The organism is Cellulomonas sp. APG4 (assembly GCF_009996735.1).
Lineage (GTDB): Bacteria > Actinomycetota > Actinomycetes > Actinomycetales > Cellulomonadaceae > Actinotalea.
On sequence record NZ_JAACYI010000019.1, the window covers coordinates 45,117 to 68,399 of the forward strand.

Consider the following 23,283-nt stretch of genomic DNA (forward strand, 5'->3'; position numbering starts at 1 on the left):
GCCGGCGCCGCGTTCTCTTGCAGCGACGTCCCAGCTGTCGTGGTGGGCTTGGGCATGGTTGTTCGGCGGAAGACCAAGTACCCCAGATTTGCTGCCCGCCGCATCGCAGTGTCCCGTGGGGTGGCTGGTTGACCGAGGTCCGCGGGTCTTCCGGCAGCTGATTGCTGTACCCCTACGGGTGCCGTCGCCGCATCGCTACGGGCCGGCGGTTCGCACCGCATCGAACGACGCGGACGGGTCGAGCAGGGGGTTGGGCCCGCGAGTCTCACCCCTCCACGAGTCGCGCCCCAGGGGGCGCTGTCGTGGAGGGGTTCGCCTCGCTCTGCTGGAAGGGCAGGTTGGGGTCGTGGACCGTGGCCGGGTTCTGCGAGAACGGGTGCGGTCGCGGGCGGTGCCCTCGGTCTAGGCGCTAGGGCGCCTGACCTCGGTCACCTGCCCTGCTCGTGCATGGCTGGGTCTACGACTCATGGCTGGGTTCTTCGGTCATGTCACCTCCGCGGTCGGTTACATCGCGACGGCCCTGGCGGGCCTGCGACGCAACCTTGACCGCTCGACTGCGGCAGGGCGGGCAGTGCCGGCCCCGCATTTCCCGTAGCCCAACCCGACCGTAGGGCGGCTCACCGAAGTGCACCCGACAAGCCACCGGCACGCCGGGTGGTCACGCGCCGCGCGTCGGGGTCACCTACGCCCCTCGCGGTACGGCACCCGCCACCCCTGACCGGACCACGACGCCACGGAACGCCCCTCGCCCACCCGGCACGGTTACCCAACCCCAGCACAGGGAGAGCTAGCGCCATCTACCGCACCAACCCGACCACCCCGAACGGCAGGGAGCCTTCGGTCGCGGCCATACGCCGAGCGCCAGCGAGGCGGGTGGTTCGACCGTTGGCGACCGGACCCACCACCCCAGCAAGGGAGGCCCTTGGCCGGCGGCCATACGCCGAGCGCAGCGAGGCGGGTGGTTCCGGCCTTGGGCCGACCGACCCCACCCACACAACCCGACCCGGAACGAGACGCCCGAGCCGCGCGACACGCAACGCAACGTCACGCACCCCGGCGAGGTAGCCCCGTACCGACTGAAGGCCCTCTCCCCAACAGAAGGTCTACGAAAGGGGGAGTTCGCTGGGGTGGCGGGGGGCGTTCTCGGGCGCGCACGGAGGGCCCGACAGAGGGGGCGAGCCCCTCTGTGTGACCTCTGTCGGTACCTTCGTCGGCCCCTCGGTGGGCTCCTCTTCCACTGTGCACCGCAGTACGTAGACTGTATAGACAGCGACTAGATCGTGACCGTCTGCGACCTCGAGGAGCACACCGATGCGCACCACCAGCCCCACACCCGGACCCAACGCACTCGAGCGCACGATCCTGCTGTACCTCGCCCGCGCCGGGTACGCGCGGATGCACCACATCCAGCTCGCCACCGGTGCATCGCCCAAGTACCTCGCGAGCACGATGTCCAAGCTGGCGAAGCGGGAGTGGGCGGCCTCGGAGCCGGTCACCGTGCGCGGCATCGGCCGTGACGGCACCCCCGACGTCGCCGCCCCCTCGGTCGTCTGGTACACCACCCAGGCAGGGCACAAGTTCATCGACCGGGTCATTCCAGCGATGCCGGGATCGGGCAGGCAGCCCCAGCTCGCCCCCGTCGAGGGTATGGGTCGGGTCGATCACACCCTGGCGTGCGCCGGGGTCTATACCTGGGCAGCTCGCTGGGGCTGGATGTACCACACGGAGCGCGAGGTCAGAGCGACCGAACGTGCGGATGAGCGGATCTACCGCACCGACGAAACCGGCAAGCGGTACCGGACCACCCCCGCCGACCGATGGTGGTCCGTGATCCTCGAGGAGGACACCAAGGCAAACTTGCGCCGCGCGCACTACCCCGACGGCGTCCTCATCCGGGGCGGGTACGAACTGGTCCTCGAAGTCGAGCGGGCATGCAAGCCTGTTGCCACCTATCACGCCGTGATCTCGGCCTACCGGGCCGCCGAAATCGACCAAGCGTGGATCATCAGCAACCCGAGGGCGTGGGAACGCATCATCGACGCCGCCGAGCGCGACGGCGCCACGTGGCAGCACGGCGGCCCGGACGACACCTATGCGTGGGCGCCCAAGCGGGCCGGGGCGATGCCCCGCGGCGCGGTGTACCTGCAGCGCGTCACCAGTGAGCGCGCGCAGATCGGCGACCTCGTGGCCCTGCCCGCCTCCGAACGCAAGCACCTCATGACCTCGACGGCACCGCCCCTGCAGATGCGCGCGGAGGTCGTCCCGGACGACGAGATGGCACGAGCGTGGAAGGTGCGAGACACCTCGGCCGCCGTCGCCGCGGCCGCGAAGCTCGAGCGACCCCGCACGAACGGGACCCCACGGCCCAAGCGGCCCGTCGTGAAGCTGGCCGCACCTGTGCCACCCGTGGCACCCCCCCAGCCTCCGCACCGGCCCGCCGCTCCGCCGGTAACCAGTGCAGCGCCGCCCGCAGCCCCACAACCGCCCACGCCGCCGTCGGAGCCTGTCACCACCACGCCCGAACCGGAGCTGCCCGTGCGCCTGGACGGCCTGGACCCCGAGGACGTGCCGCGCCTGCTGCGGCTCACGATCGAGCGGCAGAAGGTCATCGCAGACGCGCCTGCGGCCATGCGCAAGGTTTGGCTGGACTACTACGAGAAGTCCGCGTCCCCGGCCGCCTGAGGTCCGAAGGGCAGCAGGCCGCTACGGTGCGACCATGACCAGGGACGCCCGCTCTGACGTGCTCGCCCAGCGCGTCGCCGAAGCGGCTGCTGCCTGGCTGCGCGACCCGCGCGAAGCCGCCGTGTACCTGCGCCTGGTTGACGCGACCGCCGCGTGGGAGGCGCACACACGCCCGACGGGCTCGAGCGTGCTGGTGCCGTGCCGGACGTGGAGGCGATCCGCGCGACGGTGCTCGCGGTGATGGCCCAGCTCCGCGTCGACCAGGCCGGCCGGGGTGACGCGGGGTCGGCGCCTCTCTGACCACACCTGGCGGGGACGCCCGTTAGTCGCCGACAAGCCACGTTACGTAATGGGTTCACCCTGGCTCGCCCCATGATGAGGCAAAGAGGCACGCTCCCCTGTGACGTCCCCACCCCACGCTACGGTCGTGGCGTGACCACCCCGCCCACACCACTCCCTGAACCACTACGGGCACGGGTGCAGTCCGCGGCCGGCACGTGGCTCAGCTGGTGCGCCCTCCACGAGGTCGACGCCCACACAGCGACTGCGACCACCATCATCGAGTGCGTGATGGAGCTCCGCCGTGGCGGAGCGCACCCTGACGACCTCGCCGACATCATCGACGCGGCCGGCTTGATGGTGGGCATGCGGACCTGGCTGGACCCGCAGTTGCTCGCGCTGCGCCGCTCGCTCTGAGCGCCACTCCCCAGCCTCGAAACGGGCCGCCACAGCCCGTCCTGGCCGCTCTGACGCACTTTCGCGTGCCCACGCACCCTGAAACCCCTGCCTGCGGGCGAATCGTCTCTACGAGCCGCGACCGCAGAGGCCACGTTGGCGCTGGCCACCCGAACGGCGGGCCCCGTCCGTGTCTACACAGCGTATGATCGCTGGCATGAGCGCCGACACCACCACCAGCAGCCAGCTGCCAGGCGAGGACGGCCCCCTCCCCATGCGCCGCGGCGGCGCACCCATCACCGACGACGAAGCCCTCGGCGTCGCCCGCCGCCTCGCCCGCGTCCAGGTCGCCCACGGGCGGCGACTCACCTCCCTCAGTGCTCCCACCGAACTCCCCGCCCCGGACACCCGCATCCAGTCCGCGCACCGGCTACCGGCCCGACTCCTCATGCGCGTCCGGGCGAAGGCCGAGATGGAGGGACGCACCGTCACCTCGGTCATCGAGGACGCCCTGCGGGAGTACGCGGATTCGGTTCCGGGCTCGAGGCTGCGCGCCATCCCGCCCCGCCGGGTGCCCAAGGCCATCGAGGTCGACCTCGCTACGGGTGAGCGCGTCACCGCCGACGACTGAAACTGGGCGTCCCCTTAGTTGCGCTCCAGACGGGAGTTGGGTCCGCCCGCCCTGAAGGGTGCACCCAGAGTTTCTGGCTGACACCGGTGTCCCCGCACTCCCAAAGTCAGGAAGCGCCTGGCGCCTCCACGCTCGAAGGCACGGCCCCGTGCCTCCCGGACGTGCACGCCTGCGTGTCCTTCAAGGATGACAGTGATGTTGCGTGCGTCAGCACGCCGGTGAGAACCGCTCGAGGTGTGAGTTCCGCCCACTCAGCCGCCGCCACCTCTCATCAGCCTCTACAAAGACTCTCTTGCAGACTCTTAGCTCCCCGAACTTGTGGACTCGGCTCCCCAAGTTTGGGGACTTGCCTCCCCGACTTTGGGGACTCGCCTCCCCAAGCTTGGGGAGGGCGACCACTCAGGTTCACGCGCGGGGACTGTGGTTCCCGTCCGGGCTGTCTATACAGGAGGGTAGTGTGGTGCCGTACACATCACCGAGCGAAGGACAGGCCGATGGGAACCGCGTCCGCGCAAGCGCTGGCACGCCGCCTCGAGACCCTTGCCAGCGAGCGGGGCAAGACCGTCGACGAGCTCGTCACCGACCTCGACGCCCACTTCGACGGCATCGTTGACCGGCTGTACGCGCACGAGATCCGCGAGGACCTCCTGGGCAGGCTCCACCGCGCCACCGAAGCGAAGGCGCAGGCCGATGCCGCACACCGGCACCTCATGATCCGTGCCGGTCTTGCTGGGATCCCCCGCACCGAGATCGCGCGAGCAGCCGGATGCACCCGGCAATGGGTCGTGCGCGTCCTCAAGGCGCACACCGCACGACGCGACGCGGCGTGAGAAACAGCGAAGCGACTGCCCCTACGACCCTGGCAGGCCGGGCAGTCGCTCCACCAACAATGACTGGAGCAACCCTAGCATGAGCAGCCAACTCGCCCACGCCCTCCTGCATCTCAGCCCGCTCATCCGTCCCGAGATGCCGCGCAGCGGTCACGACTACGTCACAGCGTTCGCTGAGTGGGTGCACGAGTACGACACCGCGTTCCCCCACCCGGGTGGCGACCCGGTCAAGAGCATCGACCTCATCCACGATTCCCGGTACCGCTGCCCCTTCCCGCGGTCGACCATGGTCTGGGAGTTCGCCCGCTACCGCCCGGTCGAGGACCCCGCGGACGTAAGCGCAGTGCGGTCGGGCGCACCTCACGCCGAGCGTGGCTGGTACACCGAGCGGGAGTGGAAGGCCGCGCTGAAGCGGTTCGACCTGCACCGGGAGTGCGCCCGTGCGTGGGGTTGCGCGACGGCCAAGTTCGAGGCCGACGGCACAGGACCGAAGAAGTGGGCGTACGACACCCTCGCGAAGATGCTTGAGGGGGCCCTTGCTCTTGCGCGCGCGGTACAGGACGTGACCAAGCACGTCGCCCACTACCGGATCCCAGTCATCGACATCGACGGGGTCATGCCTGACGCGAAGATGCTGGACCGGGCCACAGGTGCTTATGCCCGGACGGTTGAGCACCACGAGCCTGCCACGCCTGCAGAGACGGCGCGGCTGCTGCTCCGCAAGGTGCGGCTCGAGTACGTCGCCGACTATGGCGGCGCGGCGCGGCCGCACTGGTGGCCGGTCGACGTCGAGACCGCCGTCCTCTTGCTGGACGCGGCTGGTGAGCTTAGCGGCACGCCCGTGGTGCCGACACCAGCGCCTGCCGTGCAGTGGCGCGGGGGTCGCCCGGTGATCACCGAGGAGATGGACCAGTTGATGCCGGCGCTGCGTCGCCTGCCGAGCCGGATGCGTCTGTCGCCTGATTCGGCGCAGCGGACCGTGAGGAAGGTGCCCGACAAGGCGGACGTCGCCGCGCCTGTCACGGGGTCCGGGACGAAGCGTTCCGGGCGCGTCGGTGCCGCGCGCCCGATCACGTCGGCGTCGCTCTACAGCGACCCGTCCTTTCTCGCGGGCCTGGGCGAGACGGCCTAGCCGGCGCTCTGAACCCTCCTCCGGGCACACCCATCCGTGTGTGCTATCGGAATCTTGGTCGATCTCGACCGTTAGCCATTGACCCTGGTGTCTATACAAGGTCTTCTATAGACAGACGCGGCACCCCGCCGCACACAACCCGAAGGACAGCACGATGCGTCAGACCCGACAGCCCGATCCCCTGATGACGATCGACGACCTCGCCGCCTATTTGAACGTCTCCGTCGAAACCGTCCGCGGCTGGCGCGCCCACCGGCAGGGACCGCCCGCGTTCAAGGTCGCCGGCTCCCTCCGCTGGCGGCTCACCGAGGTGGACGCCTGGCTCGATGGCACCCGACAGGCAGGTGAGGTCAAGTGACCCCGGAAGGTGCAGCGAAGGTCCTCCAACTTCTCGACTCGGTGGCCTCGTTCGTGCCGCAGCTCGACGCCGACAGCCACAAGAACCGCATCCTCGTCTTCGCCGACCTTATGCACGACGCACCCGACGACTGGGCGTACCAGTGGGTCAAGGACACGCTGCGGCGCCCCGCGCAGTACGGCGCGGACGGCAAGCGACGCGACACCAACCAACGCGACCTGCTCGACGCCTGGGTCGCCGAGAAGCGCCGCCGCATCGACCCAACCGCCCTGAACCTGCCAGCACCCCCGGACGTGATCGCCAACGACACCACCCGTGTCATCACGTGGGAGCGGGCGTACCGCCTCGCGATCTTCAACGGCGCCGACACCGCACACGCGTGGCAGACAGCCTGTGACGCCGTCGGCGTTGCGGCCCTCCAACCTGCAGCCGACCAGGAAGCGAGGTACGGCCGCAGCGACGTCCTCGCACACATCCGCGCCCTCCGAGCAGCCCGAGAGGAGCCCCAGTCATGAGCGAGCGAGCCGACAACCAGTGGGATCGGGACGTGCTCGAGGAGAACGAGCGCTACGTTCTCGGCGCGTGCATGACGAGTGCAGCGGCGATCGACGAGGTCCGCCCAATCCTGGAGGGTCTGCAGTTCCGCAAGCCCCAGCACCAGGCGATCTACGACGCGATCCTGGCGGTTGCAGACAGGGGCGAGAAGGCTGACGCGGTCGCTGTCGCTTCCGAGCTGATGCGAAGGGGCCTGCTCGACCCGAGCGGCGGCGGGACCTACCTGTTCACGTGCCTCGAGACGGCGGTCGTCGCCTCGGCCGCGGCGTTCAAGGCGCGCGAGCTTGTCCCGGCCGCCAGAGGTTGGGCACTGGAGTGCCTGGGAGCTCAGCTCGCGCAGGCCGGTGCAGCGGCGCTGACTGCTACTGAGCAGGATGAACTCATCGCCTCAGCGATCGACACCCTGCTCACCGTCCAGGCGGGCTTCGGGGAGGACGCCTCCCCGGCCATTGGCAACACCCTTGAGGGCACTCTCGAACGGCTCGACTCCGACGAGGCAGCTGGCGTTGAGACCGGCCTGGAGCCGCTTGACGACATCATCGGTGGGCTTGCCCCGGGCAAGCTCGTCATCGTGGGCGCGGCTCCGGGCGTCGGGAAGACCGTGATCGCCCAGGCGTTCGTTCGCCACGCCGCAGTCACGTGCAAGCGCCCAGTGCTCTCATTCACCCTAGAGGTCGATCGTGACGAGATCACGACCCGCATGATCGCGGACCTCGCAGAGATCAACTCCCGGAAGTTCACCGCCATCCGGCGCCGCTCCGACGGCGACGACCAGAAGACCCTCTGCGAGGGCGACTGGGCCAAGATCGCGAAGGCGGCTGACCGGCTGGTGGACGCTCCATGGCACGTCAACGACGACACCGAGGTCACGCTCGGGAAGATCGCCGCAGAGGCGGCACGCGTGAAGCGCCTCCACGGCGGGGATCTGGCTCTCATCACCATCGACTACGCCGGCCTCATCGTCGACATGGATGACACACGCCACGACACCCGAGCGCAGCTCGCAGCGCTCACCCGTGGGTTGAAGATCCTCGCCCGTCGCCTCAGGGTGCCGATTGTGCTGCTCTCACAGCTGAACCGTAGGTACGCCGATCGACCCGACAAGCGGCCGCAGAAGACCGACCTGGCCGGCTCGTCCACCTTCGAGCAGGACGCCGACGTGATCCTGCTTCTGCACCGCGAGGAGGTCTTCGAGCCGGAGACGCCGCGCGCCGGTGAGATGGACGTCATCGTCGCGAAGCACCGGCGCGGACAGACTGGCACGGCCGTCGTGGCGGCGCGGATGCACCTCTACCGCGTCACCGGTTTCAACGACCCCACGATGGGGCACAGCCGCGCACTCGGGCACGCAGCATGAGCGCCCCACGGCGCCTGTCGGCGCGAGACGTGACCACGTTCGCGATCCGGAACCGCGGCTCGATCCGCGCGCTCAGCGAGGCCACGGGGTGGACCGTGGACGACACGCGGACGGTTCTGTGCCGCGACGTTCGCGAGGCCACGGGTTGGCGGTCGTTGACGCCCAACGAGGAGCATGTGCAACTGCGCGAGAGCGCGGAACTCCTACGCGTCCTCGCTCTGCACGGCGCGGTCGCGAACGACTTCATGCCGGACCGGGCGGAGTACCGCGAAGCAGCATGAAGGCTGACGAAGGACCAGGCACCTTCAGCTCTCCTCCCGGATGACGATGGTCAGCACCCACGGCACGCGGCGGCTGCTCACTTCGGTGTCAAGTTGGGCTTGTTGCCGTACGGCGCGCGCCGTCTGCGCTCAAGGCTCTCTCGGACTTCGCTGTCCAACCGGTCACGGAGCGCGGTCAGCCGGTCACGGTTGTCTGGACTCAGTGGGGCTGGCTGCGCCAGCCGTCGACTCTCAGTAGAGACCAGTTGGCGCAGATCGCTGGCGAACCGCGCCCGCAGCTCGTTCATCCGTTGCTGATCGCGCTCCGCCTCGCGTGTTGCCCCGAAGAAGACGCGGATGGGGGCTTCTGGTTCGTAGGTAATCCTAAGGAACCCCCCGAGCTGCTCGGCCCACGCCTGCAACTCGTCGACCGGCCGAGACGTAGGGCGGCGGGGAGGTGTCGGCAGGTCAGCCACCCTCGTCCTCCTTGAGGTACGCGTCGCTCGCTGCTGCGACCAGCGTCTTCTCGAAGTCGGTCTCCGCGTCGTTCCCCAACGCTTCCAGCATCATCGTCGCACGGTCCTGCTCGACATGTCTTTGCTCGCCGAGGAACCACAAGTACATCGCCCACCAACGGTCTCGACGCTTGCCCTCCCGGCTAGCCGCGGCGTTGAGCTTCGCCGTGCTGGTCGCGCCGCGGTAGGCCACGAATGCGGCGATGACGGCGAGTACCCCCGCGAGACCGGGTGAGCGGGTGAACTCCGACCACCACTCGTTGGTGAAGATCGCAGGGATCGCCTCGGAGGCTGCGGCTTCGGTGGTGAGCAGAAGCGTCACGGTCATCCCTCTTGGGTGGCTCGTTCATCGTGGCTCGGAGAACCGGTCGAGCGTGCTGGCCGAGACTACCGATACCGGCGAAGCCGATGCTGCGCACCGTCGCTGGCGCCGCGCAACGCAGACCTGACCGGTGGCCGGCGTCCGCGATTCACCGCTGCACTCGCACGGGGCTGAAGGTGGCGCCGGACACCGCCGTCCCATGGCTCTCGCTGTACAGGCTCGGCCCCTACGCAGTCCGCAGTTCGCCGGGACGCGTGATGACGCACACAGGTTCTCAGCGGGCCACACGCTTCTGGGCGGCATCGGCCGATCGGGTGAATGTGTATACGAAGATCACATATCCGGCCCCGCGGCTAGCGTGCGTACGTGCTGATTCATGGAGACCTCGAAGCGAGGTGTCTATACGTCGATGTACTGTGACTCCCATGTCCACGTCGAGCTTTGCCCAGCGGCCTGCGCGCCCCCTCGCGCCACGGGCGCTGGCTGGCGCACCTGTCGACACGCGCACCGTCGAGAACCCGGATCCGCTCCTCACGAAGGCCGAACTCGCCGGCTACCTCAACATCAGCGAGCGCGCCGCTCGAACCCTCGTCGAGGAGCGTCGGCTCGACGTCGTCGTCATCGGACGCTCGCTCCGCGTCCGTCGCTCGACCGCCGACCGGTACATCGCCGCCTGCACCCAGGTCGCGAGCCGCCCCGCCGCTACTGACAGCTACGGGCGCGACGTTTGGCTCCCGCGCGCGGCCTGACGCCGCACCCCTACTCGCGGTCGAGCATGGCCAGTTCTTCCCGCACGAGAACGTCCATCCTCTCGGCCACCCGACGATCAGCGTCGTCGTAGAGGTGCAGGTATCTCGACGCCGCGGCGCTAGTTGAGTGCCCAGCCCTCGCCTGCAACTCCTTCATGCCGGCGCCCACCCGTGCCGCGAGGCTCTGACCGGTGTGGCGCAGGTCGTGCCACGTAAGGTCCGGGCGCCCGGCCTTCGCGCGCGCACGGTCGAACGCTTTACCGATTCGGTCCGGGTAGACCAGCCCGCCGCTCGCGGTCGTGAAGACCAGTGACGTGGGGGGACTACCCGTGTACGTCGCCAGGTGCACCTCGAGAGGCTCTGCGGCGATGTCCGGCACCGTGACGGTGCGCAGCGACGCCGTCGCTTTCACCTCGCCGAAGTCTGAAGCGCTTGCCTCGAGTTCCAGCGCTCGCGCGACTCGGAGCTTCCGCGTCGCGGGGTTGTAGTCCGTCCGGGAGAGGGCGAAGAGCTCACCGGAGCGAAGCGAAGTCATTGCCGCGAGCCACACCGCGGCGCGGTACCGAGCCGGCATCGCCTCGGCAATGATGCGGATCTCCGTAATGGTCGCTGGCTCAGGCTCGAGGTATGCGACCTGGCCGGCGCCCTTGATGCGCGCGGGGTTTGCCGTGATCCGGCCATCGTCGACGGCGCGCTCCAGGATCGCGTGCAGGAGGCGGTACGCCTGGGCAACCTCTGTCGCGCCCGCAGTGGGCTTTGGAGGCACCGCGAGACGCGCCAGCCCGCCGGTGGCTTCCCACTCGATCCTCACGGCCACGGGGATGCGTCCGGTTGGCGCTAGGGCATCGCCCCGCGCTGCCGCCCACTCTCGAATGGCCGCGTTGACGCGCCTGGGCGCCAGCACAGCGCGCTCATGGCGGGCTACGGCGCGCCGACGCGACTCTTCTCGGACTGCGGTGTGCCAGAGTCGGACGTCGTCAGCGGTGACGGCAGCGAGGGGCCGGGCGCCGAGATCGACCGGGTGCTGCGTTTGCCCGACGGTCGCGTAGTGCCGGGGAGCGATCCACGTGTCAAGAAGACGGGTCTGCAGTGCGCGGGAACGGTCGCGGTACCGGTTGGTGGCGATGTACCTCGCGCCGTACTCGGCGACCGTTACCTGTCCACGGGCGGGGTCGACGTAGGCGCCCCCGACGATGGCCGCGCGTTCGACTGCGAGGGCGTCTTCGGCTGCGCGCTTGGTCGAGAAGGTCCCGAGGGAGCGGTGCTGTCCGCCGGAGTGGGGGATCGGGACTCGCGCGGACCACCGTCCCGAGCGCTCCTGCCGGATAGTCCCGAAGCCCCTGCGGCCCCGCTTGTTCGCCACTGTGCTCTCCTCGCCTATGGAGCGTTATGGTGCAACGCAATCCTCGTCGAGTCGTCATGAGAGGCAGTGAACGGACCTGGCAAGCCGCTGACCTGCGACTACGCCTCGGAGCGGGTGACGGGAATCGAACCCGCGCTGTCAGCTTGGGAAGCTGAAGTTCTACCATTGAACTACACCCGCGCGACGCCCTGACGGCTGGCGTGCGACGACGAGCATACCCGCCGCCCCGCCTGTGTCGCACGGCCCCCGGCTCCGGCCTCGACGCCGCGGCTCCGCGACAGTTGTCCACATCTTGTCTCCACAGGTGTGTGTGCACAGCGGTGGTTCGGCGCCTCACCCTGTGGACGACGCTGTGCACGCGGGAGCGCGTGAAGAAGGTGCCCCGAGGGCCCTTGTCGCGTCGCCTCGACAGGACTACAACTGACCCCACGGCAGCAGGAGCCAGGACGAACCGGGGCAACCCGGGGCAGCGCCTGGACCGGCCGCCAGGACCGACCGGAGAACGTTGGGCGAGCTCGACGGGGAGATCCGGAGAGCCTGTGGACGGCGCCGCAGAGCCCGAACGGACCGGAAGGTCGATCGTCAGCCGGGGGGAGAGCGGGAGACCGTGCATCCGTCCGGTCGCACCGCCGGAGCGCGGCGCACACCGGGAGGCCGGTGGGTGACCGGTGACGATCAGCAAGGCCCCTCGGACGCTTACTCCGAGGGGCCTTTGCTGTGCCCGGGAGCGCCAGTGGACGCGCCGGTCCCCGTCAGCGCACCTCGGCCCGCGCCCACCACGCCGCCGTCGCCCACGTCGCGACCGCGCCCACCGGCACCGCGAGCAGCAGCTGCACGGGCGTGACCGTTGCCGCGAGCTCGGCCCCACCCATGCCGGACCACATGCCCGGCGCAGCCCACGGGAACCACGCACCCGCGCCCAGCACGGTCACCACCTGCGTCACCACGACCAGCCCCAGCAGCGCCCCGATCGCCGGCAGGTACCCGCGCCCCACGCCCGCGACCCACCCGAGCGGCAGGGCGAGCAGCACGGACGGCACCCCGACGACGACGGCGCGCCCCGCGGCCCCGGCTGCGTCCGCCCCGGGCGTCCCGAGCCCGAGCGTCAGCCCCAGGAGCGCCGTCACCGCCACCGCGCCCACGGACAGCACCAGCCCCCACGCCACGAGCACCGCCGTCTTCGCCAGGGCGACGTCCCGCCGCGCCGTCGGAAGCGCGAACAGCGCCCCGAACGTGCCGTCCACGTGCTCGCGCCCGAACGACCACGCGACCACCACGCCCACGGCCAGCAGCACGGCCACCGACAGCAGCTGCCCCACGAGCCCGAGCAGCGCCGTCCACCCCTCGCCGATCACGAGGCCCTCGACCTTGGCGGCCAGCATGCTGTCGCCACGCATCCGCGCCGCGGCGAGGAACCCGGCGGCCGCACCCGGGACCGCGAGCAGCAGCACGAGCGCCGCGATCCGCGCGGCCCCCGACCTGCGCAGCTTGAGTGCCTCGACCTCGAGCGCCGCCCTCATCGCGCCACCTCCGCATCGAGCCCCTCGGCCGCGTAGACCATCGCGAGGAACTGCTGCTCCAGGTCCACGCCCCCGGGCGGAAGAGCACCGATCACCCGCCCCCGGTGCAGCACGGTGATCCGGTGCGCCATGCGCGCCATCTCGTCGAGGTGATGGCTCGAGACCAACACTCCCGCACCGGCCTCCGCGGCCCGCACCAGGTGGCGCCGCACACGCAGCACGCCCGCGGGGTCCAGCCCGTTCGACGGCTCGTCCAGCACCAGCAGCCGCGGCCGGTGCAGCACCGCGCACGCGAGGCCCAGGCGCTGCCGGTTCCCGAGCGACAGGTTGCGTGCCCGACGGCGTGCCCAGTGCCCCAGGTCGAGCTCGTCGACCACGGCCCGCACGGCCTCGCGTGCCTCGGCGCGGTCGAGCCCGCGCAGCCTCGCCGCGGCGTACAGGGTCTCGTCGACCGTGAGCTCCCCGTACGCGAACGGTGTCTCGATCAGGTGCCCGACGGCGCCCCAGGCGTGGGCGGGCAGGTCCCGCACGTCCACCTCGCCGAGGCGTACTGACCCGGCGTCGGGGCGCAGCATCCCGAGCATGAGCCGCATGAGCGTCGTCTTGCCCGCGCCGTTGAGCCCGACGAGCGCGTGGACCTCCCCGGCCCGCACGGTCAGGTCGACCCCGGCGACGGCGTGCTCGGGCCCGAAGCTGCGCCGCACGCCCGAGACCCGCAGCAGCACCTCTCCGCCGGCGCTCACGGCGCGCCGTCCGGCCCGAGCAGTCCCAACGCGACCGTCACGCGCTCACCCAGCCCGGGGCCGCCGTCGTCGGCGCCCCAGTCGAGCAGTGCGGCCATGAGCGCGCCGAGGCACGCGCCCGCCGCCACGCGCGCCTCGAGCCGAGCCACGCCGTCGGCCGCCAGAGCCTCGACCAGCACGTCCTCGGTGCGCTGGTTGTTCTCCCGCGCACGCGCGCGCAGCCCGGCGTGCCCCGCGACGATGCGCACCCGCACGCGCGTCGCGGCGTCCTCGGGTTCCGGGAGCGCCGACCACGCCGCGAGCAGCCCGCGCCGCACGCGCTCGAGGGCCGGCAGGTCGCGCGGCTGGGCGCGCACGGTCTCGGCGATCACCGGGTCGTACGGGTCGTCGAGCAGCACCGCCTCCTTGGTGGGGAAGTGACGGAAGAACGTCATGTGCGAGACGCCCGCGGCGCGCGCGATCTGCTCGACCGTGGTCGCGTCGAAGCCCTGCTCGGCGACGAGCGCGAGCGCCGCCTGCTGGAGCGCGGCGCGCGTGCGGTCGGATCGGGTGCCCATGTCGTGAACGTTAGTCACTAACACAACGCGTGTCCACGCACGCGCGGCCACCGCCCCGCACCGCGACCTCGCGCGCTAGCGTGTGCGCGTGCTGCTCTCCGATCGCGACATCCGGGCCGAGCTCGACTCCCAGCGCATCGTGCTGGACCCGTACGAGCCGGCGATGATCCAGCCGTCGAGCATCGACGTGCGGCTCGACAAGTTCTTCCGGCTGTTCGACAACCACCGGTACCCGTTCATCGACCCGGCTGAGGACCAGCCCGAGCTCACGCGCCTGGTCGAGGTGGCGCAGGACGAGCCGTTCATCCTGCACCCGGGCGAGTTCGTGCTCGGTTCCACCTACGAGGCCGTGACGCTGCCCGACGACGTCGCGGCGCGCCTCGAGGGGAAGTCGTCCCTCGGCCGCCTGGGCCTGCTCACGCACTCGACCGCAGGCTTCATCGACCCGGGCTTCACCGGTCACGTGACGCTCGAGCTGTCCAACGTCGCGACGCTGCCGATCAAGCTGTGGCCGGGCATGAAGATCGGCCAGATGTGCTTCTTCCGGCTGTCCTCGCCCAGCGAGCACCCCTACGGCTCGAGCGTCTACGGCTCGCGCTACCAGGGCCAGCGCGGTCCGACGGCGTCCCGCTCCTTCCAGAGCTTCCACCGCACCCAGGTCTGACCGCTGCCCCGGCGGCAACTCGAGGGAAGCATTCCGGCAACATGGGCGACCTAGGGTGAGCCTCATGGCGCTGCCTCCGTTCGATCCGGCCGACTCCGATCTCGTCGGCCGGCACCTGCTCGTGCTTCCCGCGGACGTGGGCGCGGACGAGGTCGAGACCCTCGCCCTGAGCCGGTTCCCGCGTGCCTCGTGGGAGGTCGAGCCGACGTCGATCCCGCCGCGCCCCACCGGCGGCGCCCGGGGTCTGCGCACCCTCACCCCGCCGCCCGGGGTGCTGCGGCTCTCACGGCTGAGCACCCTCGTCGGCCCGTACACGCTCGACCGCGCCGCGACCACGAGCCTGGGCCTGCCCGCATCGGCGGGCCTCGCCTACGTGCTGCGTGCGCCCGTCGAGCGCGGCGAGGCGCCGTGGCCCGGCGGCGGCGACCGCGACGGCCTGGCCCGTGCGTTCCCCGACGGCCTGCCCGTGCGCGACGAGGAGCGCACCGTGCGCTGGCTCGTCGACGTCGCACGCAGGCTCGGCGGTGCCGTGCGCGTCGCCCCGCACGCCGGCCGTGACGCGGCGCTGCTGGTCCCGGACCCTGCGGCCGCCGTCGACCTCACGGTCTGGACGGACATCTGGCTCGAGCCCGACGCCGCGCTCGCGGTGGTGCGCAAGGCCCTGCCGCGCGCCTACCTCAACCTCCCCACCATGGAGTGGGCCGGCCCGCCGTCGGGCACCGGGACCCAGGCCGTGCCGGGTACCGAGCGCATGGACCCCGCCGAGCGGGCCGCGCTGCACGAGCGTGCGGACCAGCACGACATGGCGGTGCTGAGCGACCCCCCGCCGATGACCGGCTACGGCGCGCTCGCGGACCTCGACATCGACGGCATGATCGCCGTGGAGGTCGCCGGCGAGACCGAGCTGCCCCCGGTGATGCAGGGCGTGCCGTGGGCTGCTGAGGGGGCCGTCGCGTACCGGGTCACGTGGGAGCCGGCCGACCTCACCGAGCTCGAGTCGGAGCGCCCGGGGCCGGTGCACCGCGTGGCCCGCAGCCGCGCGACCCCGCTCGTGGTCGCGGTCACGCGGGCCGTGCACCGCGCGGTGGGCGGTGAGGTGACGGACCCGATGGGGTTCGTGGTGGATCCCGCCGACCTCTGACCCCTGGTGCGGCGCCGCCGACAGGCGCATGATCGAAGGGTGAGACGGACAGCGGAGTTCGACGCCTTCGGGCCGTGGGTGCTACGCGTGCGCGACGAGGCCGACGTGCCCCCGCTGTTCCGCGCCCAGAAGGTCGACCTCGACGCGGCGCTGCTCGTGCTCAAGGTGCCGCGCAACATCACGCGCCGCGACGCCAACCCGGACATGGACCTCTACGACCACCTGGTGGTGGCCGGGCCCGACGACGTCACGCTGCTGAGCCGTCGCGCGCACGGTCCCGGCTACGACGAGGCCCACGTGCGCTACGACGACGTCGCGTGGGTGCGCACGTCCGTCGAGCTGCTCGACGCGCGGCTCACGGTCGCCGACGCGCGCGGCGGGCACGGCCTGTCGTTCACCTACTCGGGCTCGTCCGACGACGAGGTCGAAGCCCTCGCCCAGCTGGTGCGTCGCCGCGCCGTCGGGCCCGTCGCGGCCGACGACGCGCACGGCCCGGGCCGCGAGCTGCAGATGCACGACCTGGGAACCGACGACATCGGGCTCGTCACCGCGGCGCGCGCGCTCACGAGCAGCGAGCCCGGAGCCGCGGTGCTCGCGGCGCACGGCCGCCGCACGGTGCGCCGCCAGGGCGGACGGGGGAGCGCGCTCCTCGACGCGCTCGCCCCCGTGACCCTGCACGGCCTGGTGGTCGCCGCCTCACCGGGCCAGGTGCACCTGCTCCACCGTCGGCGCTGGGCCACCACGAGCCGGCGGCCCGTGCACTCGATGGTCCGCACCACCCTGCTGCGTGCCCAGGTCACGGGCGCGGCGGTCACCCCCGCCGAGGCGTGGATCGACGTCGACCAGGTGACCGCGCGCATGGGCGGCGGGAGCCTCGCGGTCCCCGTGCCGCGCGGCAGCGACGCGTCAGGTGCCCTGACCCGGCTGCTCCGCGCCTGAGCCCGGTGCCTCGCGCGGGCTGCGGTCCACCGAGTCGAGCAGCAGCTGCGCGACGTCCACCACCTGCGGCCGCGACGAGCCCTCGGGCTGGGCCGCGACGCCGTCGGTCAGCATCATCGTGCAGAACGGGCACGCCGTGGCGATGGTGCCGGCGCCTGTGCCCACGGCCTCCGCCGCGCGGTCGGTCGAGATGCGCGTGCCGCTGGTCTCCTCCATCCACACGCGCGCGCCCCCTCCGCCGCAGCAGAACGAGCGCTCGCGCGTGCGAGGCATCTCCGCGAGCTGCACCCCGGGCAGCGCGCCGATCAGCTCGCGCGGGGGCGTGTAGACCTCGTTGTGCCGGCCCAGGTAGCACGGGTCGTGGTAGGTCACGACGTCGTCCGTGCCCGACGGCGCCGCCCCGTCCGCACCCGAGAGCGCCGCGCCCTCCCCGGTCGGTACCTCCTCGCGCGGCAGGGGACGCAGCCGCCCGTCGGCGACCAGGCGGTCGAGCAGCTCGGTGTGGTGCACCACCTCGAAGCGTCCGCCCAGCTGCGGGTACTCGCGGCTGATCGTGTTGAAGCAGTGCGCGCACGTCACGACGATGCGCTGCGCGCCCACCTCGGTGAGGGTCTCGACGTTGGCCTGCGCGAGCATCTGGAAGAGCAGCTCGTTGCCCGCGCGCCGGGCCGGGTCGCCGGTGCAGGACTCGCCGTCGCCCAGCACCCCGAACCGCACGTCGGCCAGGTGCAGCAGCTCGGCGACCGCACGCGTCGTCTTCTTGGCGCGGTCCTCGTAGGCGCCCGCGCAGCCCACCCAGAACAGGTAGTCGAGCCCCGCGGCGTCCTCGACGTCGCGCCCCACCACGGGCACCTCGAACGGCAGGCCCTTGGCCCAGTCCAGGCGCATGCGCGGGGCCAGCCCCCACGGGTTGGACTGCCGCTCGAGCTTGGTGAACATCGAGCCCAGCTCGTCCGGGAACGCAGACTCCATGAGCACCTGGTTGCGACGCATGTCGACGATGTGGTCCACGTGCTCGATGTCCACCGGGCACTGCTGCACGCACGCGCCGCACGTGGTGCAGTCCCACAGCGCCTGCGGGTCCACCACGTCGCCCACGAGGCTCAGCACGTCGAGGTTCGCGTGGGCGTCTGCGCCCTGCGCCGTGCCCGACGACGTGCCGGGCAGTGGCACGTGGCCCGTGGTCGCAGTGTGCCCCGCGGGCTCGGTCGACGCGTTGGCCGCGGCCGTGAGCCACGGCGCGCTCGCGTACGCGTGGTCGCGCAGCGCCATGACCACGAGCTTGGGAGACAATGGCTTGCCCGTGTTCCACGCCGGGCACTGCTCCTGGCAGCGGCCGCACTCGGTGCAGGTCGAGAAGTCGAGCAGGCCCTTCCAGCTGAAGTCCTCGATGCGACCCACACCCAGCCGCGCGTCGTCGGGCAGGTCCTCGAGCGCCTCGAAGTCCACCGGCTCCCCGCCCGAGCGCACGGGCGGCAGCGGGCCCAGGGCCGGGCGTCCGTCGGTCTCGCGCCGCGCCCACACGTTGACCACCGCGAGGAACCGGTGCCACGAGACGCCCATCGCGGGACGGCGCCCCACCACGTACATCCAGGCCATCGAGGTGAGGATCTTCAGCAGCGCGACGCCCACCACGGCGAGCTCGAGCGCCTGCTGGTCGGCGCCCACCCAGGCGACGCCGAACCACGCGGTGAGGGGGTGCAGCGCGGCGGCGCCGTTCACGACGGCGAGCGGGTCCTCGACCGCCCCGCCGTAGCTGAACCAGCCGAAGCCCTGCGTCAGGTCGACCCGTGAGAAGCCCGCCATCGTGAGGCGGAGCGCGTACTCGAGGCCGCGCAGCAGCAGCACGCACACCACGACGGCCGCGATGATCGCCTCGACGAAGTACGCCTGCCCGGCGTTCGAGCCGAAGAACCGCGACGAGCGCGCCCCGGGCGGCCCCATGCGCCCGGCCTCGGTGCCGAGCGTGGCCGACGGCGTCCCGGTGGCGGCCTCACCCCGTCGCGGGTGGGCGCGCTGCCGCACCACGACCAGCAGCACGATCCCCACGAGCGCGAGCCACGCGAACACCTCGATGAGCCACGCGATCGGCGGCCACGTCCCGATCACCGGCACCACGAGGTGGGGGTCCACGATCTGCCCGTAGCCCGAGACCAGGGTCACGAACAGCACGGGGAACGAGACCATCACCACCCAGTGCGCGACGCGCACGAACGGCCGGTGCTGGAACCTCCCGTGGCCCAGCAGCTCACGCACCACGAGCCAGGTGCGCCGGCCGGGGTGGTCCGTGCGGCCGGGGGCGGCGGTGCCCTGCCGCACGGTGCGGACGATCGCCCGCACGCCGAGCACGAAGGTCGTGACCCCGATCACGGTCGCGAGGGCGGCGAGCACGAGGGCGATCACCTGGAACGGCTGCACCCGCCCACGGTAGTAGGCCCGGGAACCATGCCGGCGGCCGACTCGTCCGACAGGACGTACGGCTCGCCGCAGGTACGATGGGCGCACCGACGAGGTGCCCCGCGCGCGCTCCCCGAGCGTGTCGGCGAGCCTCGTCACGGCTGGACGGGTCCCGCTCGTGCACGTCGTCGGACCCCCGGCGGCGGGGCGGCGGCAGGCCCCGAACGCTTGACAACATCCGAGCTCGACCGGCGTCGCGGCCCCTGCGTCCGCACGCCCGTTGCTCGGCGCCCGACCACCCGCCCCCGACCGGACGGAGCCGGACGTGCTGCTGCTGCTGACGGTGCACCTGGTGCTGGCCGTCGCTGCGCCCGCCGTCATGCGCCTCCTGGGTCGCAAGGGCTTCCTGGTGCTCGCGCTCGCCCCCGCGTCGGCCGCCGTCTGGGCACTGACCCTCACGGGCGAGGTCATGGCCGGCGACGGCCCCGTCGAGGTCGTCGAGTGGGTGCCGACGCTCGGCATGGAGCTGTCGTTCCGTCTCGACACGCTCGGCTGGCTCATGACGCTGCTCGTGGGCGGCGTGGGCGCGCTCGTGCTGATCTACTCGTCCGCCTACTTCTCCACGAGCGCGCACGGCCTGGGCCGGTTCGGCGCGATGCTCGTGGCGTTCGCGGGCTCGATGCTCGGCCTCGTCCTCACGGACGACCTGCTGATGCTCTACGTCTTCTGGGAGCTGACCACGGTCACCTCCTACCTGCTCATCGGCCACTACGCGGAACGCAAGGCGTCCCGACGCGCCGCGATGCAGGCGATCATCCTCACCACGGCGGGCGGTCTCGCGATGCTCGTCGGCATCGTGCTGCTGGGCGAGGCGGCGGGCACGTACCGGATCTCGGAGGTGGTCGCGTCCCCGCCCGAGGGCGGGGTCGTGACCGCCGTCGTGATCCTGCTGCTCGCGGGCGCCGCGACGAAGTCCGCGATGATCCCGCTGCACTTCTGGCTGCCGGCCGCGATGGCGGCGCCCACCCCGGTGAGCGCCTACCTGCACGCGGCCGCGATGGTGAAGGCCGGGATCTACCTGGTCGCGCGCTTCGCGCCGGCGTTCGGCGAGCTGGGCGTGTGGCGCGGCATCGTCATCGTGCTGGGGGCCGGGTCGCTGCTCGTGGGCGGGTACCGGGCCATGCGGCAGTACGACCTCAAGCTCGTCCTCGCGTTCGGCACGGTGAGCCAGCTCGGCCTGCTGTTCCTGCTCGTGGGGCTCGGTTCGCGCGCGGCCGCGCTCGCCGGCCTCGCGATGCTGGGCGCGCACGCGATGTTCAAGGCCGCGCTGTTCCTCACGGTCGGCGTCGTGGACGCCGCGACCGGCACGCGTGATCTGCGGCGGCTCACGGGCGTGGGCAAGACGCTGCCGATCACCGCGACCGTCGGCGCTCTCGCGACGGCGTCGATGATGGGGCTGCCGCCGTTCGCGGGGTACGTCGCCAAGGAGGCCGCGCTCGAGGCGCTCTGGTACGACGGCGACACGTTCGTGGGCGTGGTGGTGCTCGTCGCGATGGTCGTGGGCTCGGCCCTGACCGTCGCGTACAGCCTGCGGTTCTGGTGGGGCGCCTTCGCCTCGAAGCACCCCAAGCTCGCGTCGCTGCCGGACCCTGCCGACGGCCTGGGCGCCGAGCCCGAGCCGCTGCGCATCACCAAGCCCTCGCTCGTGCTCGTCGCACCCGCGGCGGTGCTCGCGCTGCTCGGCCTGCTCGCGGCGCTCGTGCCGCACTTCGGCGAGCAGCTGCTCGCCCCGCACGCCGACACCTACCCCGGGGGCCCGGGACACCTCGTGCTGTGGGCGGGCCTGACGCCCGCGTTCTTCCTGACGCTGCTGATCCTGGGCTCGGGCGCGCTGTTGTTCGCGGCCCGCGTGCGGGTCGAGCGGCTCCAGCGCCGCCTGTCCTTCCCGTTCGACGCGGACCGCGCCTACCGCCGCTCCATGCGGCGCCTCGACGACCTTGCGGCCGACATCACGGCGATCACCCAGCGCGGGTCGCTGCCGCTGTACCTCGGCACGATCCTGCTCGTGCTGGTCGCGCTCGCGGACACCGCGCTCGTCGCCGGCGAGACCCTGCCGCGCATCGGCGAGGTGCGGCTGTGGGACCGCCCGGCCCAGGCCGTCGTCGGGCTGCTGGCGGTGGGTGCGGCGCTGCTCGCGGCGCGTGCCCGACGGCGTCTCAAGGCGGTGCTCCTCGCGGGCGTGAGCGGCTACGGCATCGCGGCGCTCTTCCTGCTGCACGGGGCCCCGGACCTCGCGCTGACCCAGGTGCTGGTCGAGACGATCACGCTGGTCGTGTTCGTGCTCGTGCTGCGCCGGCTGCCCGCGTACTTCTCGGTGCGTCCGCTCGCGGGCAGCCGCTGGGTGCGGATGGCGATCGGCGCCGTCGTCGGCGTGACGCTCGGGGCGCTCGCGCTCGTGGCGCCCGGGGCGCGCATCCACGCGCCCGTCTCGCAGGACTTCGCCGAGGAGGCCTACGTCTTCGGCGGCGGCAAGAACATCGTCAACGTGACGCTCGTGGACATCCGTGCGTGGGACACCATGGGCGAGCTGTCGGTGCTGCTCGTGGCCGCCACGGGCGTCGCGTCGCTCATCTTCCTGTCGCGCCGCAGCGGGGACATCCTGCGCAGCCGCGACGTGGCGAAGCCCGCCCGGCTCGTGTGGTCCAGCACGCAGCACGACGTCATCGCCCCGCTGCGCGAGCGTGCGATCGCGAGCGCCAAGGCGCACGCCGAGCAGAACGTGGGCAAGGAGAGCCAGCGCCAGCGCGAGTGGCTGCGCGGCGGGCACACGCTCGCACCGCAGCGCCGCTCGGTGATCTTCGAGATCGCCACCCGGCTGCTGTTCCACTCGATGGTGGTGTTCGCCGCGTACCTGCTGTTCGCGGGCCACAACTCGCCGGGCGGTGGCTTCGCGGCCGGGCTCGTCGTCGGGATCGCGCTCATCGTGCGCTACCTCGCCGGCGGGCGGTACGAGCTCGGGGAGGCCGCGCCGGTGCACCCGGGCCTGCTGCTCGGCTCGGGCCTGTTCCTCTCGGCCGGCGTGGGCCTGGTGGCCGTGCTCGCGGGCGGCTCGGTGCTGCAGAGCACGATCATCGAGATGACGTTCCCGGTGCTGGGCGACGTCAAGCTCGTGACCTCGCTGTTCTTCGACATCGGCGTGTTCCTCGTGGTGATCGGGCTGGTGCTCGACGTGCTGCGCAGCCTGGGCGCCGAGATCGATCGGCACTCCGAGGAGTCGCACACCGACGGCGCCGAGGGCACCGCCGAGAAGGACGCGACCACGCCCGCGGCGCGCCTCACCGCGCAGACCCACGCACGGCTGGAGGAGGGCCGATGATCGAGACCTCCCCGAACGTGGTGCTCGTGCTGACCATCGCGGCCCTGGCCGCCGTCGGCGTCTACCTGCTGCTCGAGCGCAGCCTCACGCGTGTGCTGCTCGGCATCATCCTGCTGAGCAACGCGATCAACCTGCTCTTCATGGTGGCCGGCGGCGTGCCGGGTGGGGCGCCCATCATCGGCGTCTCGGAGGAGGGGGAGATGAGCGACCCCCTGCCGCAGGCGATGGTGCTCACGGCGATCGTCATCACGCTCGGCATGACGGCGTTCCTGCTCGCGATGGCCTACCGCTCGTGGCAGCTCAACCAGCACGACGAGGTGCAGGACGACCTCGAGGACCGGCGCGTCGCGCGCCGTGCCGCGGCCGATCAGGCCGCGTACACCGACAGCGACGCGGACGTCACCACGACCCTCGACGAGGACGCCGCCGAGGTGCGCGACGAGACCGACGACGACGCGCAGCCCGTCGAGTCCGCCGAGGGCGGTGACGTGCGGTGAACGGCGTGAGCTTCGACGAC

22 protein-coding genes and 1 tRNA gene are annotated in these 23,283 nt (G+C 71.6%); 15 read left to right on the forward strand and 8 right to left on the reverse strand.

Annotated features, from left to right (window positions below):
* Nucleotides 1-1,311 precede the first annotated feature (1,311 nt).
* From GXB85_RS13645 to GXB85_RS13685, 9 genes are all read left to right on the forward strand, one after another.
* On the forward strand, nt 1,312-2,682 hold the full coding sequence (locus tag GXB85_RS13645) for a hypothetical protein (RefSeq protein WP_161918211.1): 1,371 nt from the start codon (nt 1,312-1,314) through the stop codon (nt 2,680-2,682).
* 432 nt (nt 2,683-3,114) lie between these two features.
* Nucleotides 3,115-3,378 (forward strand): hypothetical protein, encoded by a 264-nt coding sequence (locus tag GXB85_RS13650; protein ID WP_161918212.1) that lies wholly within the window; start codon nt 3,115-3,117, stop codon nt 3,376-3,378.
* Between the two features lie 196 nt (nt 3,379-3,574).
* A complete protein-coding gene (locus GXB85_RS13655; RefSeq protein WP_161918213.1) occupies nt 3,575-3,988 on the forward strand; it encodes a hypothetical protein in 414 nt (137 codons plus the stop codon).
* A gap of 494 nt (nt 3,989-4,482) precedes the next feature.
* On the forward strand, nt 4,483-4,818 hold the full coding sequence (locus GXB85_RS13660) for a helix-turn-helix domain-containing protein (protein WP_161918214.1): 336 nt from the start codon (nt 4,483-4,485) through the stop codon (nt 4,816-4,818).
* Between the two features lie 286 nt (nt 4,819-5,104).
* Nucleotides 5,105-5,950, forward strand: coding sequence for a hypothetical protein (locus GXB85_RS13665; RefSeq protein ID WP_161918215.1), 846 nt, complete (start codon nt 5,105-5,107; stop codon nt 5,948-5,950).
* Between the two features lie 184 nt (nt 5,951-6,134).
* Nucleotides 6,135-6,308 (forward strand): AlpA family transcriptional regulator, encoded by a 174-nt coding sequence (locus GXB85_RS13670; RefSeq protein ID WP_202627970.1) that lies wholly within the window; start codon nt 6,135-6,137, stop codon nt 6,306-6,308.
* The gene (locus GXB85_RS13675; protein WP_161918217.1) at nt 6,305-6,823 is read left to right on the forward strand and encodes a hypothetical protein; all 519 of its coding nucleotides are present in this window, start codon (nt 6,305-6,307) and stop codon (nt 6,821-6,823) included. Before GXB85_RS13670 ends, GXB85_RS13675 begins: the two co-directional genes overlap by 4 nt.
* Nucleotides 6,820-8,220 carry a DnaB-like helicase C-terminal domain-containing protein gene (locus GXB85_RS13680; RefSeq protein ID WP_161918218.1) on the forward strand — a complete coding sequence of 467 codons (1,401 nt, stop codon included), beginning with the start codon at nt 6,820-6,822 and terminating at the stop codon, nt 8,218-8,220. The genes GXB85_RS13675 and GXB85_RS13680 overlap by 4 nt, the downstream gene beginning before the upstream one ends.
* A gap of 29 nt (nt 8,221-8,249) precedes the next feature.
* On the forward strand, nt 8,250-8,501 hold the full coding sequence (locus tag GXB85_RS13685; protein ID WP_161918219.1) for a hypothetical protein: 252 nt from the start codon (nt 8,250-8,252) through the stop codon (nt 8,499-8,501).
* Between the two features lie 77 nt (nt 8,502-8,578).
* Here the strand turns inward: GXB85_RS13685 and GXB85_RS13690 are convergent, their stop codons facing one another.
* Together GXB85_RS13690 and GXB85_RS13695 are read right to left on the reverse strand one after the other, a co-directional pair.
* The gene (locus GXB85_RS13690) at nt 8,579-8,956 is read right to left on the reverse strand and encodes a hypothetical protein (protein WP_161918220.1); all 378 of its coding nucleotides are present in this window, start codon (nt 8,954-8,956) and stop codon (nt 8,579-8,581) included.
* Nucleotides 8,949-9,323 (reverse strand): hypothetical protein, encoded by a 375-nt coding sequence (locus GXB85_RS13695; RefSeq protein WP_161918221.1) that lies wholly within the window; start codon nt 9,321-9,323, stop codon nt 8,949-8,951. Before GXB85_RS13695 ends, GXB85_RS13690 begins: the two co-directional genes overlap by 8 nt.
* A 419-nt stretch (nt 9,324-9,742) precedes the next feature.
* On the opposite strand from GXB85_RS13695, the gene GXB85_RS13700 reads away from it, so the two are divergent.
* Nucleotides 9,743-10,066 carry a helix-turn-helix domain-containing protein gene (locus GXB85_RS13700; protein ID WP_161918222.1) on the forward strand — a complete coding sequence of 108 codons (324 nt, stop codon included), beginning with the start codon at nt 9,743-9,745 and terminating at the stop codon, nt 10,064-10,066.
* A gap of 10 nt (nt 10,067-10,076) precedes the next feature.
* Here GXB85_RS13700 and GXB85_RS18930 read toward each other — a convergent pair whose 3' ends face one another.
* From GXB85_RS18930 to GXB85_RS13725, 5 genes are all read right to left on the reverse strand, one after another.
* Nucleotides 10,077-11,429 carry a tyrosine-type recombinase/integrase gene (locus GXB85_RS18930; RefSeq protein WP_161918223.1) on the reverse strand — a complete coding sequence of 451 codons (1,353 nt, stop codon included), beginning with the start codon at nt 11,427-11,429 and terminating at the stop codon, nt 10,077-10,079.
* Between the two features lie 109 nt (nt 11,430-11,538).
* Nucleotides 11,539-11,609, reverse strand: a tRNA-Gly gene (locus GXB85_RS13710).
* A 572-nt stretch (nt 11,610-12,181) separates the two neighbouring features.
* Complete coding sequence (locus tag GXB85_RS13715; RefSeq protein WP_161918224.1) at nt 12,182-12,949, reverse strand: ABC transporter permease; 768 nt, start codon at nt 12,947-12,949, stop codon at nt 12,182-12,184.
* Nucleotides 12,946-13,692 (reverse strand): ABC transporter ATP-binding protein, encoded by a 747-nt coding sequence (locus GXB85_RS13720; protein WP_161918225.1) that lies wholly within the window; start codon nt 13,690-13,692, stop codon nt 12,946-12,948. Before GXB85_RS13720 ends, GXB85_RS13715 begins: the two co-directional genes overlap by 4 nt.
* Nucleotides 13,689-14,249 carry a TetR family transcriptional regulator gene (locus GXB85_RS13725; protein WP_161918226.1) on the reverse strand — a complete coding sequence of 187 codons (561 nt, stop codon included), beginning with the start codon at nt 14,247-14,249 and terminating at the stop codon, nt 13,689-13,691. The genes GXB85_RS13720 and GXB85_RS13725 overlap by 4 nt, the downstream gene beginning before the upstream one ends.
* Nucleotides 14,250-14,337: 88 nt before the next feature.
* Between GXB85_RS13725 and dcd the strand changes: the two genes are divergently transcribed.
* From dcd to GXB85_RS13740, 3 genes are all read left to right on the forward strand, one after another.
* The gene (gene dcd, locus GXB85_RS13730) at nt 14,338-14,913 is read left to right on the forward strand and encodes a dCTP deaminase (protein WP_161918227.1); all 576 of its coding nucleotides are present in this window, start codon (nt 14,338-14,340) and stop codon (nt 14,911-14,913) included.
* A gap of 64 nt (nt 14,914-14,977) precedes the next feature.
* Nucleotides 14,978-16,054, forward strand: coding sequence for a hypothetical protein (locus GXB85_RS13735; protein WP_161918228.1), 1,077 nt, complete (start codon nt 14,978-14,980; stop codon nt 16,052-16,054).
* A 39-nt stretch (nt 16,055-16,093) separates the two neighbouring features.
* Complete coding sequence (locus GXB85_RS13740; RefSeq protein WP_161918229.1) at nt 16,094-16,993, forward strand: hypothetical protein; 900 nt, start codon at nt 16,094-16,096, stop codon at nt 16,991-16,993.
* Here GXB85_RS13740 and GXB85_RS13745 read toward each other — a convergent pair.
* On the reverse strand, nt 16,961-19,411 hold the full coding sequence (locus GXB85_RS13745) for a (Fe-S)-binding protein (protein WP_370524242.1): 2,451 nt from the start codon (nt 19,409-19,411) through the stop codon (nt 16,961-16,963). The genes GXB85_RS13740 and GXB85_RS13745 overlap by 33 nt on opposite strands.
* Nucleotides 19,412-19,715: 304 nt before the next feature.
* Between GXB85_RS13745 and GXB85_RS13750 the strand changes: the two genes are divergently transcribed.
* Together GXB85_RS13750 and GXB85_RS13755 are read left to right on the forward strand one after the other, a co-directional pair.
* On the forward strand, nt 19,716-22,766 hold the full coding sequence (locus tag GXB85_RS13750) for a Na+/H+ antiporter subunit A (RefSeq protein ID WP_161918231.1): 3,051 nt from the start codon (nt 19,716-19,718) through the stop codon (nt 22,764-22,766).
* Entirely contained in the window at nt 22,763-23,263 is a 501-nt protein-coding gene (locus tag GXB85_RS13755; protein ID WP_161918232.1) for a Na(+)/H(+) antiporter subunit C, read from the forward strand. Before GXB85_RS13750 ends, GXB85_RS13755 begins: the two co-directional genes overlap by 4 nt.
* Nucleotides 23,264-23,283 lie beyond the last annotated feature (20 nt).

Coding starts and splice junctions, on each gene's coding strand:
- GXB85_RS13655 (WP_161918213.1), top strand. CDS start 3,575: ATGAGCGCCGACACCACCACCAGCAGCCAGCTGCCAGGCGAGGACGGC.
- GXB85_RS13660 (WP_161918214.1), top strand. CDS start 4,483: ATGGGAACCGCGTCCGCGCAAGCGCTGGCACGCCGCCTCGAGACCCTT.
- GXB85_RS13695 (WP_161918221.1), bottom strand. CDS start 9,323: ATGACCGTGACGCTTCTGCTCACCACCGAAGCCGCAGCCTCCGAGGCG.
- GXB85_RS13645 (WP_161918211.1), top strand. CDS start 1,312: ATGCGCACCACCAGCCCCACACCCGGACCCAACGCACTCGAGCGCACG.
- GXB85_RS13700 (WP_161918222.1), top strand. CDS start 9,743: ATGTCCACGTCGAGCTTTGCCCAGCGGCCTGCGCGCCCCCTCGCGCCA.
- GXB85_RS13735 (WP_161918228.1), top strand. CDS start 14,978: ATGGCGCTGCCTCCGTTCGATCCGGCCGACTCCGATCTCGTCGGCCGG.
- GXB85_RS13680 (WP_161918218.1), top strand. CDS start 6,820: ATGAGCGAGCGAGCCGACAACCAGTGGGATCGGGACGTGCTCGAGGAG.
- GXB85_RS13725 (WP_161918226.1), bottom strand. CDS start 14,249: ATGGGCACCCGATCCGACCGCACGCGCGCCGCGCTCCAGCAGGCGGCG.
- GXB85_RS13670 (WP_202627970.1), top strand. CDS start 6,135: ATGACGATCGACGACCTCGCCGCCTATTTGAACGTCTCCGTCGAAACC.
- GXB85_RS13665 (WP_161918215.1), top strand. CDS start 5,105: ATGGTCTGGGAGTTCGCCCGCTACCGCCCGGTCGAGGACCCCGCGGAC.
- GXB85_RS13715 (WP_161918224.1), bottom strand. CDS start 12,949: ATGAGGGCGGCGCTCGAGGTCGAGGCACTCAAGCTGCGCAGGTCGGGG.
- GXB85_RS13755 (WP_161918232.1), top strand. CDS start 22,763: ATGATCGAGACCTCCCCGAACGTGGTGCTCGTGCTGACCATCGCGGCC.